Origin of the sequence: Pseudoalteromonas sp. T1lg23B (genome assembly GCF_002964665.1) — a bacterium.
Lineage (GTDB): Bacteria > Pseudomonadota > Gammaproteobacteria > Enterobacterales > Alteromonadaceae > Pseudoalteromonas.
The window spans coordinates 714,961-729,258 of record NZ_PQBZ01000042.1; the positions used below are offsets into that span (position 1 = coordinate 714,961).

A 14,298-nucleotide genomic window follows, 5' to 3' on the forward strand; every position below is an offset into this window, starting at 1 on the left:
CCCCAAAAACCCAAGCTACTGATTTTATTTCCATTTTTAATGTGTATTCTCGTTATGTAATTTTATTCATTCTCGATTAAGTAAATTCTCGGGTATGGGGTAGTCTAAACAATTGTAATTCCTTGTAGCTATGTGTAAGTTGTTAATAATTAGATTATTAAAAATCGTATTTTGATAATTCTGGCAATTGACATATTGAGTGTTAACAGGAATTCTCGATAATACGCTGTTAGGCGACTATTCAAATATTCACTCAAGGAGTTGTGAAATGAGTTCTGTAGAAAATGCAGTAGCACAAAAAAGAAATACCCTAAAGACAGATAGATTAGACATGTCTTTTGGTGAATTAATGAATATGTTTGAAGATGAAGAGCTATACATTACTCCTGAATATCAAAGGGTTTTTCGATGGTCTGAATTTCAACAATCAAGGTTTATTGAATCAGTTTTATTGGGTATTCCTATCCCACCAATATTTGTTGCTGAAGACGACGATGGTAAATGGGAAGTGGTTGACGGTCTTCAAAGAATTTCGACAATATTCGCATTTTTTGGCTTGCTAGAAAGTATGCCCGACAAAAACAACTCTACATTAACCGAAGGTGAAATGGTAAAAGAGTTAGAAGGGTTAACTATCCAAACCCTTCCTATAAAACTTAAAACAACAATAAAGCGTTCAGTTTGTAGAGTTGAAATTGTGAAATGGGATAGCCAGGAAGATATAAGGTATGAGCTCTTTAATAGATTGAATACAGGTGCAAGTCCATTATCTGATCAAGAAATTCGTAATTGTATCTTCAGAGCTTACTCTGTTGATTTAAACCAAGTATTACGTGATATCGCTGAACTTGAAGTCTTTCAAGAGTTTATTAGTCCAACAGGAAATAAAAAAGAGCAAATGTTCCTTGAAGAGTTAGCTCTTAGATTCTTTGCATTTAAACATTTAAATGCAGAGTTTAGAACTACAGTTCCGCAATTTTTAACTGAATTCATGCGGGATGTATCTAAAGGTGATATTGCGTTTGATCTTGATGGTGAAAAAGAGTCATTTATCGAGCTTGTAACAATACTGCATGGGCAATATGGTAAAAAACTATTTAGACCTAAAGGTAATTTCGCATTACATATCTTTGATTCTATAGCATATGCTCTACCCAAAGTTATAAATGATTATACTGGCGAAGCAGACAAAATGTTTGCGCTAATTGACGCCTTATTAGCAGATCCAGACTATAACAGCATTGGTACTAGTACTTTCTCAAATAAGCGCATAAAAAACCGTATGAATAGAGCGCTGGAGATTTTTACTGGTGCATAAAGTAATAGAAGAAATTGTAGAAAGCAATTCATGGAGAGATGGGGAGTTTGCTAAATTAAAAGTGAACTCCCACGAAATAAGTAGTGAGCTTTGGAATCGCATGTGCGTGCCTATGATTTATGCGCATTGGGAAGGTTACATTGTTAGCTCACTAAAAATAATGATTGAATTTTTAAATACCTTGAATTTAAAACCTGACGATGTACCAACTAAATTAGTTGTAATTGGTCTGGGTGATTCGTATAAATCTCTTAGTGGCAAACAAAATTTTCAACAACGAATTGAATTTACAGATAAATTTTCGTCGCTTTTTGGTAAAGCTATTAAGTTCAAGAAGAAAATTGATACGAAATCAAACCTTAGAGCTGAAGTCTTAGAAGAGCTTTGCATTATGTTTGATTTTGATTTTAATAAATTCAAAGATTGTTCAAGCTCCATTGATAGATTGGTTAATGTGCGTAACAGTATTGCGCATGGCGAGAATTCTTTTGTCATCACAAAAGAAAATATTCAGAATTTTATAGAGCAAGTTAATATTGCTATGGATATATTTTTAAACGAAATTAACGAATTTTTAAATGAAGAAAGATACCTTCTGCCTAAAGTCGCCTAACAAATCGTTTAAAAGGACAAAAAACAGTTGGCTTTTGCTCCTTCGTCGCTAATTTTAGCCAACAATTTTTTGCCTCTTAACGAGGCGTTATATACCTCGAAGAGTAAACTTCTTCGCAAATCTAATAAAAACATAAATAGGGAAATTAAATGAAAGTCATTCAATATATATACTTAGCCTGCATACTAATATTTTCCTTCGATAGCTTGGCGATAGTCGTTCGCCATGATGTTCAAGCTAGCAAGTATGAATTAGAAAAAACACCATCGTTTTTCGTCGATATGCCAGATGGCGGGCATGGTGCTTTGATAGCTCCTAATTGGGTCGTGACGGTAGCACACCTTTTACCACCAAATATTATTGATAAAACACTACAAATCGGCGAATACGAAGTTGAAGTTGAAAAGGTAATCATCCATCCCGGTATAACGGATATTCCTGAGAGCATGCTAAGTGGGGACGCTTCTGATTTAATGGACTTTATGATGACTGCCCACGATATTGCTTTAGTAAAGTTAAGTTCTGACTTACCAGATAGCGCCCCCATTGAAATATATTCTGAAAACAAAGAGCTCAACCAAGTAATAACAGGGTATGGCAGAGGGACAACGGGAAATGGTATAACTGGTTCTATTCAAGGAACTCAGGGGAAATTTAGATTTCTGCAAAATAGAATTGAAGAAACCCATACTAATTGGTTATCAATCACTTTTGACTCCGATGAAAAAGCCCTTGACCTTGAAGGGATTGACGGTTCCGGTGATAGCGGTGGCCCTTTGATTATGGCCGTTGAAGGAAAAAACTATTTAGTTGCCTTGTTTAGCTGGGACTATATTGAGGGAAATTTAGAAGAGTTTGTGGCTGGTCATTACGGAAACAAGTCTTATCAGGTCAGAATTTCTACTTATAGTGATTGGATCAGAAAAACCATGTCCGAAAACTAAATAACGGTATATAACCAACCGCTTAAATTCGTTCCGGCCACAAAAAGAGTGGTCTCCACCGGACTCGCTAACGCTCTCCGTTTAGCGGGGCGTTAGATGACCTACGAAGAATTTTATTACAGCATTGATTGCAAGTTTCCTTATCATCAAGAATGCGAGTGGAAGCGAATCATTGATCAATCAATTGAAATAGGTGAAGACGCGCCTTTCCTCGTACTTCAAATTAAGTGGACACCCACCCTAACTTTAAAGCGTTACTTAACTTTACATTTTTTAAATTGAATTGTGTTTAACCTTTTCGAACAATGACTTACATCAGGTGCTAGCATCCAATGCAGCGTTATAAAGCCAATCAAGCTAATTAAGTGGACACCCACCTTAACTTCAATGTTAGTGTTTATCAACGTCGGATGGCGTGGCTTCGCTACTTATCCGACCCACGGCAATATAACTGTAGGGTGGATAAGCGCAGCGCCATCCAACAATCTGGCAAACCACTCATACATCAATAACAGCAATTAAGTGGCCCCCCTAACTTCAACACTTCCCTCCACTTTACATTTTTTAAATTGAATTGTATTTAATCTTTGCGCACAATAACTTACATCAGGTGCTGGCATCCAATGCGGCGTTATAAAACCAGTGGAGTGAGTCAATTGAAAGTAGATATATTTGTTGTTGATGCGTTTACCAGTCAACAATTTAAAGGCAATTCAGCGGCTGTTGTGCCGGTAAAAAACTGGCTATCTGATGAGTTAATGCAAAATATCGCCGCTGAGAACAACCTCTCAGAAACCGCCTTTATCAAGGAGATTGATGCTAACAAATACGAGATCCGCTGGTTCTCGCCAATGACCGAAATAGATTTTTGCGGCCACGCCACCTTAGCGTCTGCTTTCGTGCTATTCAATGAGTTCGGTGTTGAGGCCCAAATCGAGTTTATCACCAAAGCAGTTGGTAGCTTGACCGTTCTCCTAAACGCAAGCAACGAAATTGAAATGACCTTTCCTAATCAAAAGCCACAGAGCGTTTCATCCATACCGAAACAACTACTTGAAGGGCTATCAAAAAAGCCAACTGAGGTACTCATCAATAGACAAGCTTATTTTGCTGTCTTTGCTAACGAACAAGATGTTTTCGACTTAACTTACTCATCCGAACAATTACGGCAGCTCGCGCCATTAGATGTTGTCGTCACAGCGCCATCCAGTGAATATGACTTTGTTTCTCGTTACTTCTGGCCTGCTAATGGTGGTGATGAAGACCCCGTTACAGGCTCAATTCATGCGGGGCTTGTCCCCTATTGGGCTGAGAAGTTGAACAGATCTGACTTAATTGCTTATCAAGCTTCAAAACGCGGTGGCGTACTCAAATGCAGCGTGTCAGATACGTCTATCGTGGTATCAGGTAATGGGGTGTTATACCTCAAGGGTAAAATCAACGTTTAGATTTATGACGTACTAGTGTTTGGAAGATCAACATACAAAGGAAATGTGATGATGTTTGAAAGTATTGCAGTTTATTGTGGATTCATAGCCACTGTTTGGATTTTCATTGGTGTTTATGTCGCAAGTCGATACTACCCCGGCTACAGTCACACTAAACAATTTTGTAGCGAATTAGGGGCAACTGGTAGCCCTACTGAGAAATTATCTCCCTTAATTAATAATTACCCACTAGGTTTGCTATTTTGCTTCTTTGGCTGGTATTTAACACAGCTTTCCAACGTTTCTGTGCTCGTTAATATTAGCGGCTGGCTTGTCATAGCGCATGGTATTGCTACTTGGGTCACAGGTTATTTCCCGATGGATGCAGACCCTTATACCAAAAAACCAACGCTAAGTTGTCAGCTACACTCTTGGGCGGGCATGATTATGTTGCTTTCGCTGCTTGTCGCGCCAATTTTAATTGCGATTAGCCCAACCACTGAACTTATCCCACTGACTTTTAGAATTTTTTCAGTTTTAGTGGTGATTGGCGCTAGTTATTTTCTATTTACCATGGCTCAAGCCATTAACAATCAAACCAATCCAGGTATTCATCAACGCATGTCTTACGGGTTGCAATTAATTTGGTTAAGTGTGTTGTCATTTATATTGGTGTGAAGGTAAGGCACAAGGATTCTATTCGATGAGTGAGCCACCCGCCCGCTCGGCGATGCTGATGGACATTTCCATCACACAAAATTATTAAGCGAAGGCTTTTGAAGGCCTTCGCTCAATGGATGTTATTGGGCTTGTATTGAGACGTTATCAATAACAATGGCCGTTATCTTTTCCAACGCATCAAACACTGCCCCATTACTTGCGTCATTACACATTAATGTAAATGACAGTTTTAGCTGTGGATAGCGTGAAAAGTAGGTCAGCGTTCCCAGCCAACCACCCGAATGTGCATACTCTGTGTAGCCTTTATGCTGGCTAACAAACTGACCATTGGCATAACGCACATTAGCATTGGGCGTAATATGCGTGTTCTCGGTGTTCATCATGTTGATAAGCGCAGCGGGGTCTTTGCCCACTTTCGGTTGGTCAAATTGGTTGTTCCAAATCAGCATATCATCTAAGTTTGTGTGCAATCCGCCATCCCCCACCCAAAATAGGTTGGTCATATCGATAACATACCTACCGTTGTCATCTTGTTTATAACCTGATGCCCTGTTTTTAACTATCTCAACAGGGTCGTCACTAAAGAAGGTATGCTTCATTCCCAGAGGTTTAAACATGTGTTCATCACTAAATTGACGCAGTGATTTACCAGACACTTCTTCAACCAGCATCGACAGAAGAAAATAAGCTAAATTAGAATATTGGAATTGGGTATTTGGCTGGCGGGCCAAAGGCACCGTTTTTACTACATCATAAATTCACTAATCGTCAGGTAGTCTTCATTACCGAGTCTAAACTCACCACCTGCCGCCGATTTTAAAGTGATTGCATGCTCGCTTTTCTCGCCTTCAAATGAAGAGGAGATAAGGTCGTAATCGCCCATACCCGCAACATGATCTAACATTTGCCGTGTCGTCACCTTTGCCTTGTAATCAGGCAGCGTTGGCAAATAGGTGTGAATATCTTTATCTAAATCAATCTTTCCTTGCTGGGCCAATATCAACACAGCCATTGCAGTAAATTGTTTAGATACTGACGCCATGCGGTGTACTTGATTTCCATCCAAGGGTACATTGAGTTCAAGATTAGCCAGCCCATAACCCGCTTTATGAATAAACTGGCCATCATGGCTTATCCCTAAGTTACAACCTGGCGTGTCATTAGCAATAATCTCATTCATTACTGCGTCAATCTGTGAGCTCAATGACGGTGACGCTGCGTAGGTGTTAAATGCGAGGAGCATACTTACAACAAGCGCGGTGTTTTTCATAATATCCCTTTGCAATTCAGTCGTTATCTTTTAGTAGATTTTTTAGGAACTCTACGCGCTAGGCACAAAAAAAGGAAGCACTATGTGCTTCCTTTTTAGCGACTGAGACAGCGGTTAAATTACAGATTGAGACGTCATGCCCGAGTGGCTGCTTTGCTTGGCTGAGCCCGCACGCCGAATAACCTTTGCAATGGGTCGCTCAAACAGTCGAAATGACAAGTAAGCAACGAGCACACTGAATATCAGCGACAGCGCCAGTTTTAATTCAATTGTGATAGGTAACTGGTTGACTACATGAATAATTGGCATATGTAGCAAATACAATGAATATGAGATTTGCCCCATAAAGTCTCCCACTCTATTAGCTAGTAACACATTGTTGTCTGGTACTAAAAACACCACGCAAAAGAACACCGTTCCCATTAATAGCAATACCTCGTAGCTCAGCCACATTCTATGTTTTGCATCGGATTTAATCGGTGAAAACTCTGGATATAGTAGTGGAATTAAACACAGCGCCAAAATAAACCAATGGCTTTTGAGATAATGGGGGATCACCATTGATTTATAATGCATGCCAAATAGCATCCCAACGAAAAAGAAGGGAAGTGATCTAAGCACATTAAACTCGTTGTATGGCACCCCTTTAATATCGCCGAATATTTTTGGAAAGTTAGTCAAAAATAAGCCAATCAATACCGTGACGACCAACAAATAGATATACCCTGCGCAATGTTTTGCTAGCGACCAAAATACGATAAAGAGAAAATAAAACTGTATTTCGGGGGGAATAGACCAAAGTACGCTTTCACCGTACAAAAACAACAAATGGCCCAGTAAAGTACTTATATCAGGGATGTGATACAAACTATCGTTGCCAAACTGAGTTAACAAATACGACCCCATAACAACCAGCAGATAAAGTGGTAATACTCTGCCCGCTCTAGCAGAAAAGTAACGAGTGATGTTAGCTTTAGTAAAGTCGCGATCGAAATAGAGATGTGACATTAAGAATCCGCTCAACATGAAGAACAGCATAACGCCATATGCTCCAGCTCCACCGCCTAATACTCCCCCGAGCCAATGAGTAATATCGCTAAAATGGGTGAAAAAAACGATGAGCGCAGCAAGCCCGCGAAGCGTATTGAGTTTTCTTATTTGCATGATACTTCTATATATTTATTATTTTTAGCCCATCGGCTTATTGTTTGATGCTGCTTTGCGCGGCATTTAGCGGATTTGTTGGCGCAAAAACCAACGCATAAAAGCGAGTTACTTCATGAGTTCAGATGGATTTTTCCAAGCGTATATAAATTCCTTTGCGTTATTGCCACAAGGTGTATGCCAATGGCCTTCTGTGCGTTTTTCTCCACCTAGAGCTTCATAAAAACCAATCGCTTTTGGATTACATTCCAGCACTTCAAGGTATACGCCAAGATTTTTGTAGTGAGTGTTTAACCACTTAGCCGCCGACGAGAGTAACTGAGTACCAATCCCTTTGCCTTTGGCGTCTGATGTGACATGCAGGTTATCTATGATACTACCAAGCTGTGGATGTTTATCACCAAAAATGCAGATAAAGCCACAAAACTGACCATTTATCTCAGCAACTAATACTAACTGATTATCGCTAGGCGTTGTCAGCCGTTCAGTCCATATTTGGGTACGTTCTTGCACAACACGGTGCGCTAAATAATCGGCGGATAACACCGGCGCATAATTTTCCTGCCAACTTTTAGCATGTAGCTGTGCGATATCGTGAAGATCATTTGGTGTAGCTGTTCTGATAAACATAACTAGGCATCCTTTATTGAATTTTGTCTCAGCCTAGCGCTTTTTTTACAGAAAACCAAAACGTTGCGTTTATCTGCTGATCGCGATGTGACAAATTATGTTAATGCTCACCACAGCATGCGCTGCAAGATTTTTTTCCCTGCACGTTGATGCAATATCACGGCTAAAACATGAAGTATAATCAAAACCGTAAGCGCATAACTCACATAACGGTGTACCCGAGAGAAAAACATTGAAGCCTGAGTATGCTCAATCAATGGCGGGATTGTTATCAGCCCAAACACTTGAAATTCGCTGCGCATCATTAGCAGGCCAGATATAAATAAAAGCATAGCTAACAAATACATAGTCATATGTACATAGCGTACACACAAGATCTGTGCTGCGCTCAGCTTCCCCTGATAACAAGGCCTAACAGTGCGCACTGCATGAACAATCCGTACACAAAATATGGGAATAAACGCCGTTGTAAGGGAGACATTAAACTCACTAATAAGCAATTTCCACTCCCCCTCTCCTTTGACTGCAACAAGGAACAGCCCTGAAAAGGTGGCCCAAAGGATCACAACCGCTGATAACCAATGTAATACCTTGGATAGTGTGTCAAATTTAGTCACTGAAACTTCCATATCTATGCACCATTTATGCACTAAAACTAGCTTTAGATTACAGTCTAAGGGCATCATGGTTAATTTTTAGTTAAATATGTAATAATCTTGAATATTAGCTATTTTAGGAAAATTTCAAGGGGGATATTTCAGTCACTATTGCGCTCTGCTCATACTGCCGTCCATCTACATACACTTATTATGTTCAAATCAATAGCCTCAGTTATGAGCCTTTAGATGCAACGACATTTAAAGGCGTTGCTTGGCAATAATCCGTTCGGTATCTATATTTGAAAAGTTATATTGATAACCCTTTCGAAGGAGTTGAAGATGGTTAAGAAAATAACTGACATGATCATTAAATGGATTGGCGTAAGCGGGCTCATTGCCGCTTTAGTGATAGCTGTTTCTATTTGGACTTTCTACGATATTTCAGATAACCACGCGAGACTTGACGCTTCAGAAACCACAGGCATGATGCTGTTTGTCCTATTGTTAATCAGTGTATTGAGGGCGTTGTACATCTTTATCAAGAAGTCAAAAGTAAGTGGAGACGAAGATGCCTAAGTTATTTAAAGCTCTTTTACTTCTGATAGTGGCAACGGCGCTTTCGTCGTGTAAATTGCCTCAAGATGGTGAAGTGGTCGCACACCAGACATCTAATAACACAGCCCAAACCGGTTCAGTGGATGGAAAAGTACAGCTGATGCTAAGGGGCTTCTTTGAAGCAGACTATGGCGTTGATAGTTCCTATGCGTACTATTCCTACTTAATCATCACCGAGAAAAGCCCTGATAACTTCGATAAAAGGCTGGCTGCTGCAACAGCATTTATGTGTGAATTTAGCGATGTCTCTAAAGCCTCTGACATGGAGCTTCATCCTCACGAGCTTGCCATATTTTTAGCGCCAATTAACTCAGGCACGAACACATCTAAACTGAAACTATCAAGATCTGGAGAGGAGCTTTTGTATGTGTACAATTATGATCATTCAAGAGCAGTAGCCAAAGCAATTAAACGCGTTGAGCCAGATAGTAAGCTGAATATCGCTATCGTATCTTATCCTAAACCGTTGCATTATCCTGACACACCGTTTGATCTCATAAACCGTGAAGCTTTACATGTTGTTGAGTTGTCTGACACGCCTCCAGCACAGATAAGAAAAGTGATTGAAAAGTTCAGAAGATCAGTTACAGGCCCCAAAGCTAAACAGGTCTCAATTGTCACTGAATGGGACGCGAACACAGGCAACGCACTTGCATCAGAAACTGCCAACGTGCCGAATATAGACTCAGTCGTCCATGAAAGCTGGGCTGATAAAATGAGGGTCGTGTTTGCCTCTTTAGGTGCTTTTATGAACTCGGTAGTGCCTACAGCACACGCATCTACTGTAGAGTGTAAGAGTATGAAGGCAAGACAAAACCCTACATACTGAGCAAACTAAAGCGGCCACGCTGATTATATGAATAAACTTTGAACTTGGTCTGTCAGATCGTTAAACAAAACTTTATCAAATTTGATTGTCGTATATGTACCAATAACCGCCATTCGACTACTAATCACCAATGCTTCATACTTTGATAAAGCAGACACTCGACAACGCCGTGTTAAACAGCTTAGTAATGCTTGCTAAAATTGTGAGCGCTGCGAAACGTAGCCAACTGTTACGTGTCCTTGTTTATTTTCTTGTTAGCTACCGATACAACTTGATAGGCAGCTAGCCCGTACCACACAAGAGTAATTGCAACCCAAACTCGCTGCGTAACTCCTTTGTACTCGATAGGCATGAATCCATAACTAAAGAACCAGAAGAACACAATATGAATTAATGTTATTAAAACACAGAAATTTTGGAAGTTCTTTGAGGAATAATAATCATTCATTTCTAAGGCGAATAAAACAGGAACTACTATTAATATCGTTGTTAGACCATACAGATCATGCAATGGACTACCTAAAATAAATATACCAGCAAAAATCCATGTTATGCCAAATGAAAACATGGTTAAAAAAGTAAATTTGGCTCTAGCAATCGAAAGACAAGCTATTGCGAATAGGCACATAGACAAGCCAATTAGCACATCAGCAAGTCTATGAGAGTAAGCAAAAAACTGCGCTTCCAAAGCTAGTTCACTAATATGTTGAGTTACAACACTATAGCCTGATACCAATAGCCCTACGAATATATTATAAAAAGCGAATACAGGAATAAGCATGGCTTGTTTGATTGCTAATAAGTTATTTTTATTCAATGAGTACTCCAAATTTCAAAAGTTAACTAACAATTTAATAGTGCGAAAATCGCGCACTTTCTGAATGATTTAGTTTTAACAAAATTGATAACTAGTTGCCAACGTTATCAAAAATATATGTTGTTAATTTTTCGAGCGAGATAAAAGTGCACGGCAAACACAGCGCGAAACACAATGATAGTACCGAGTATCTGACAAAATGATTTTCCGTTTCCTTGCTAATCCCATTAACTGCCGATAACGCCTCTTTGGTCTTAATGCTTATATTTCTCGTTTCATTCTCAGCAAGCACAACCATAAGCTGCACAGTGACATTGTTAGCGTCCGGAATATCACAACAGACAAATTCGACGCCAGAACGCTGAAAACGAGTTAAGAAATGAACGTTGCGCGACAGCCTATCCAGCTTTGCATCTGGAACCAGTCAACTTGCATTCTCTGATGGCACTTTCAAGTATACAAATGGTGCAGGTCTTACATTCTGTATGCTGATGAAGGTTTTATCAACGACCGTTCCTCGCTCAAAGCCGCCTGTCAGGTGAAGTCAAAACCTGTTCTTTTAAACTGTCAGATCAGATATGAGCGCATTATTTACCGCTATCAATCACCGTAAAGGTTCTTTCAATAAAGCGTTTAAAGGCATTTTCTGGAATAAAGTCCTGTTTATTAGCGATATTGAAATTGTGCAACAGCGTTTTAATGCTGTCTTCGTTCGTGATCTCTTCGACGCTCATACCCTTGCCTTTTAGGACTTTTATTTTATCTACCCAAGCAATGGTGTTTTTTCTAAACTGACGTAATTCAACTTTGCTCGTGGGCTTGCCGTGCCCCGGAATGATCAGGCTATCCTCATCCCCTATACTGAGGATTTTCTCAATGGCTTGATTAAATCCTGATAGACCACCGGCGTAAAATGTTGGGTGCCAACTGGTGTCATAAATATCACCAACAAACACACTATTACTTTCACGGTGGTAGAAAACTTTATCTTTTGAAGTATGTGATTTTAATTCAAACTCTATGATTTCAGGTAAATCACTAACAGTTGCAACAACCTTGCTGCCTCGTTCAACAAAATAGGCGTTTCCACCGATATGATCGCCATGTTGATGGGTGTTTAACACATAGCGTACTGGCGCTTTACTGTGCTGTTGTATAACTTGGTAAAGTTTGTCTAAATTCTTCTCACCTGGCATTGGGTCTATCGCCACAACGCCCGCTTTGGTTTTGATCAGCCCAATGTTGGTGCCGTAATCTTTTTCGGTGATGATAAAAGCGCTGTTCGATACGCTAGTGACTTGAAAGTTTGCTGTACCACACAGCGCACACGCCGAGTAAAACACCGCAACCAAAAGCAATTTGACTCGCATAACATTCCCTTTTTTATAATTCTTCTGTGAGAACAATAAAGTAGCAGTTATTACAGATAAAAATCAAAATTTCGCTATGGACGTATTGGGTAAGCGTTTTAGTTCATTGTCACTAAACATAATGTGCTTTAGGTGTTCAATGGCTTGAGTTTCTGCATCTGGGGACAACTTAAGCGCGAGTATTTGTGCACGCTCCATCTCAAACTGAACCAACTTTTGTTGCCAGTTGGCCTGTTCAACTTGCAACGCAATAATACGCTCAGCGGCTTCATCACCAAAACGCGCACTGAGTTGATTGTAATCTTGCTGTTGCCAAGTGTCGGCGAGTTCGTGTAACTGTGTACTGTTTCTAATCAATCGTTGCTCGCGCTCGGGCAGCTGACTGATGTGTTGCTCAATGAGCTGTTGCTTTTGTGTATGACTGAGTTGTTTATCAGAGAGGATCCGCCAGCGCCGGATTGTTTGTTCATTCCAAGCATTTTCCTCACCAAACCACAGTGCAATGAGGTGCGAGGAAAAAAAGCGTTGCTGTATAGATTGCAAAAGCGCATGGCGCTCAAAAATATTGAGGTTTTCATCGACCTCCATCAACGCTTGCTTGTAGGCCATGTAGTTTTCAACATAATCATGTAAACAGCTATCAAGCAGTTCAAGATGAAGCTGCCATTGCTCATGTTGGTTGTTTTTTTGTAGCGCCAACAACCAATCATCTAGTGTATTTTTGTCGGCTTTCGAGATGGCGTCACATTGTTGATGGCTTTGCTTCTGCGTCTTTATTGAGCTAATAGGTGGAGCCTTACCAGCTTGATTGAGTTCAGCCTCATGCAAAATAATTGTGTGTTTGTGCTCAGATAATAAAGTCTCATTATCGAAAAAACAGACATAACTAAAGATCAAACACAGACCAATCACAACAGTGGCAAGACTCCACTTACTCATAGATTTAACCCTTTAAGACGACGAATATGTTGACGGTAAAGTGTTAGCGGATCGGTTTCAAACAAATGATGCACACCGATTGTTTGGTTGACTTGGTCGAGGTGATTCATTTTATACTGATTGCCAATCACTTGACCTAAGTTGCTTGAGCAAGCAGAGACCAGTCCGTCGTTTGGCTCATCAAACACTTGTGAAAATAGTGCCAACGCGTTGTCAGCTGGGTCAAATACGTTGGTCCACGCTTTACTGCCACTCCATGAAAAGTAATACACGCCATTGCTCGCCAAAGCATCTGTTTGTCCACAATAATTACTTGGCACACCCTCTGGATATTTTTGGTTAAACGCTACCGAGCCTTCGGTTGTCAGCGCTGACAAAGCTTCTAACGCATCTTTAGGAGCGGTTGCTTTACCGGATAACAGATCAATCAAGCCTGCTAATCCGTTAGCAAGTGAGGCCAAGAATTGCTCTGAGAATGAACCTGTATCGACACTGCCTCTTACCACATCAGCAAATCTACTTCCCCAGTTGACCCCGCCAATACTGGTAGCTGAAGCCACCCATTCAGGTCTAACCGAAGCCACATAACGAATGGTTTGTGCGCCTTGGCTGTGACCGATTAGATTTACCTTGTCTTTACCGGTAATCGCTCTGATAAGTGCCACTTGTTCGAGTAATTGCTCGCCACGTAATTCAGAGTTATGAGCCGATGAGACCTCAGCAACGTAAACATCCGCCCCCTCATCTTCAATTACCGAGGGTACTCGGTAGAAATAATCGACTCCCAATAGGTTATCAAAGCCAAACAGGCCATGTACCAGTACCACGGGATATTCAAGTCGCTCACTACTGTGTGCTACCTGAGTAAAAAAAGTGAATAGACCAATCATGGCCGCCCAAACATGTTGTTTCATATACTTGCTCCAATTATTACATTTTAATAACAAATTAAAATTAGAGCACAATGGTCAGAGGTCAAGCCAGAATGTTAAAAAAGTTCATTTTTTGTAAAATTATTTTCAACACGCTCATTTATTACGTTAAGGTCGAAAAACCAGAACAATGTGTGAAACATGGCTTTG

The 14,298-nt window shown here is 40.2% G+C and carries 17 protein-coding genes; 7 read left to right on the forward strand and 10 right to left on the reverse strand.

Features of this window, described 5'->3' with window-relative positions:
- Positions 1-268: 268 nt before the first annotated feature.
- The 5 genes from C2M32_RS19620 (at position 269) to C2M32_RS19640 (ending at position 4,980) form a co-directional block, all read left to right on the forward strand.
- On the forward strand, positions 269-1,318 hold the full coding sequence (locus C2M32_RS19620) for a DUF262 domain-containing protein (RefSeq protein WP_105169988.1): 1,050 nt from the start codon (positions 269-271) through the stop codon (positions 1,316-1,318).
- A complete protein-coding gene (locus tag C2M32_RS19625; protein ID WP_105169989.1) occupies positions 1,311-1,931 on the forward strand; it encodes an MAE_28990/MAE_18760 family HEPN-like nuclease in 621 nt (206 codons plus the stop codon). Before C2M32_RS19620 ends, C2M32_RS19625 begins: the two co-directional genes overlap by 8 nt.
- Positions 1,932-2,080: 149 nt before the next feature.
- The gene (locus C2M32_RS19630; protein ID WP_105169990.1) at positions 2,081-2,875 is read left to right on the forward strand and encodes a trypsin-like serine protease; all 795 of its coding nucleotides are present in this window, start codon (positions 2,081-2,083) and stop codon (positions 2,873-2,875) included.
- A gap of 656 nt (positions 2,876-3,531) precedes the next feature.
- Positions 3,532-4,323, forward strand: a complete 792-nt coding sequence (locus C2M32_RS19635; protein ID WP_105170150.1) for a PhzF family phenazine biosynthesis protein — start codon at positions 3,532-3,534, stop codon at positions 4,321-4,323.
- Between the two features lie 51 nt (positions 4,324-4,374).
- Positions 4,375-4,980, forward strand: a complete 606-nt coding sequence (locus tag C2M32_RS19640; protein WP_105170151.1) for a DUF998 domain-containing protein — start codon at positions 4,375-4,377, stop codon at positions 4,978-4,980.
- Positions 4,981-5,102: 122 nt separating this feature from the next.
- Here the strand turns inward: C2M32_RS19640 and C2M32_RS21060 are convergent, their stop codons facing one another.
- From C2M32_RS21060 to C2M32_RS19665, 5 genes are all read right to left on the reverse strand, one after another.
- Positions 5,103-5,720 (reverse strand): serine hydrolase domain-containing protein, encoded by a 618-nt coding sequence (locus C2M32_RS21060; protein ID WP_158678286.1) that lies wholly within the window; start codon positions 5,718-5,720, stop codon positions 5,103-5,105.
- Between the two features lie 8 nt (positions 5,721-5,728).
- A complete protein-coding gene (locus C2M32_RS21065; RefSeq protein ID WP_105169992.1) occupies positions 5,729-6,253 on the reverse strand; it encodes a serine hydrolase domain-containing protein in 525 nt (174 codons plus the stop codon).
- 114 nt (positions 6,254-6,367) lie between these two features.
- Positions 6,368-7,417 (reverse strand): acyltransferase family protein, encoded by a 1,050-nt coding sequence (locus tag C2M32_RS19655; RefSeq protein WP_105169993.1) that lies wholly within the window; start codon positions 7,415-7,417, stop codon positions 6,368-6,370.
- A gap of 108 nt (positions 7,418-7,525) precedes the next feature.
- The gene (locus C2M32_RS19660; RefSeq protein ID WP_105169994.1) at positions 7,526-8,047 is read right to left on the reverse strand and encodes a GNAT family N-acetyltransferase; all 522 of its coding nucleotides are present in this window, start codon (positions 8,045-8,047) and stop codon (positions 7,526-7,528) included.
- A gap of 107 nt (positions 8,048-8,154) precedes the next feature.
- A complete protein-coding gene (locus tag C2M32_RS19665) occupies positions 8,155-8,676 on the reverse strand; it encodes a cytochrome b (RefSeq protein ID WP_158678287.1) in 522 nt (173 codons plus the stop codon).
- A 309-nt stretch (positions 8,677-8,985) separates the two neighbouring features.
- Between C2M32_RS19665 and C2M32_RS19670 the strand changes: the two genes are divergently transcribed.
- Positions 8,986-9,222 (forward strand): hypothetical protein, encoded by a 237-nt coding sequence (locus C2M32_RS19670; RefSeq protein WP_105169996.1) that lies wholly within the window; start codon positions 8,986-8,988, stop codon positions 9,220-9,222.
- Positions 9,215-10,090: a hypothetical protein gene (locus C2M32_RS19675; RefSeq protein ID WP_105169997.1), complete on the forward strand. Its 876-nt coding sequence runs from the start codon at positions 9,215-9,217 to the stop codon at positions 10,088-10,090. Before C2M32_RS19670 ends, C2M32_RS19675 begins: the two co-directional genes overlap by 8 nt.
- A gap of 229 nt (positions 10,091-10,319) precedes the next feature.
- Here C2M32_RS19675 and C2M32_RS19680 read toward each other — a convergent pair whose 3' ends face one another.
- The 5 genes from C2M32_RS19680 to C2M32_RS19700 form a co-directional block, all read right to left on the reverse strand.
- On the reverse strand, positions 10,320-10,907 hold the full coding sequence (locus C2M32_RS19680) for a DUF998 domain-containing protein (protein WP_105169998.1): 588 nt from the start codon (positions 10,905-10,907) through the stop codon (positions 10,320-10,322).
- A 91-nt stretch (positions 10,908-10,998) separates the two neighbouring features.
- A complete protein-coding gene (locus C2M32_RS21195) occupies positions 10,999-11,331 on the reverse strand; it encodes a recombinase family protein (protein ID WP_442792731.1) in 333 nt (110 codons plus the stop codon).
- A 163-nt stretch (positions 11,332-11,494) separates the two neighbouring features.
- Complete coding sequence (locus C2M32_RS19690) at positions 11,495-12,277, reverse strand: MBL fold metallo-hydrolase (RefSeq protein ID WP_105170000.1); 783 nt, start codon at positions 12,275-12,277, stop codon at positions 11,495-11,497.
- 63 nt (positions 12,278-12,340) lie between these two features.
- Complete coding sequence (locus C2M32_RS19695; RefSeq protein WP_105170001.1) at positions 12,341-13,216, reverse strand: lipase chaperone family protein; 876 nt, start codon at positions 13,214-13,216, stop codon at positions 12,341-12,343.
- A complete protein-coding gene (locus C2M32_RS19700) occupies positions 13,213-14,130 on the reverse strand; it encodes an esterase/lipase family protein (protein WP_105170002.1) in 918 nt (305 codons plus the stop codon). Before C2M32_RS19700 ends, C2M32_RS19695 begins: the two co-directional genes overlap by 4 nt.
- Between the last annotated feature and the right edge of the window lie 168 nt (positions 14,131-14,298).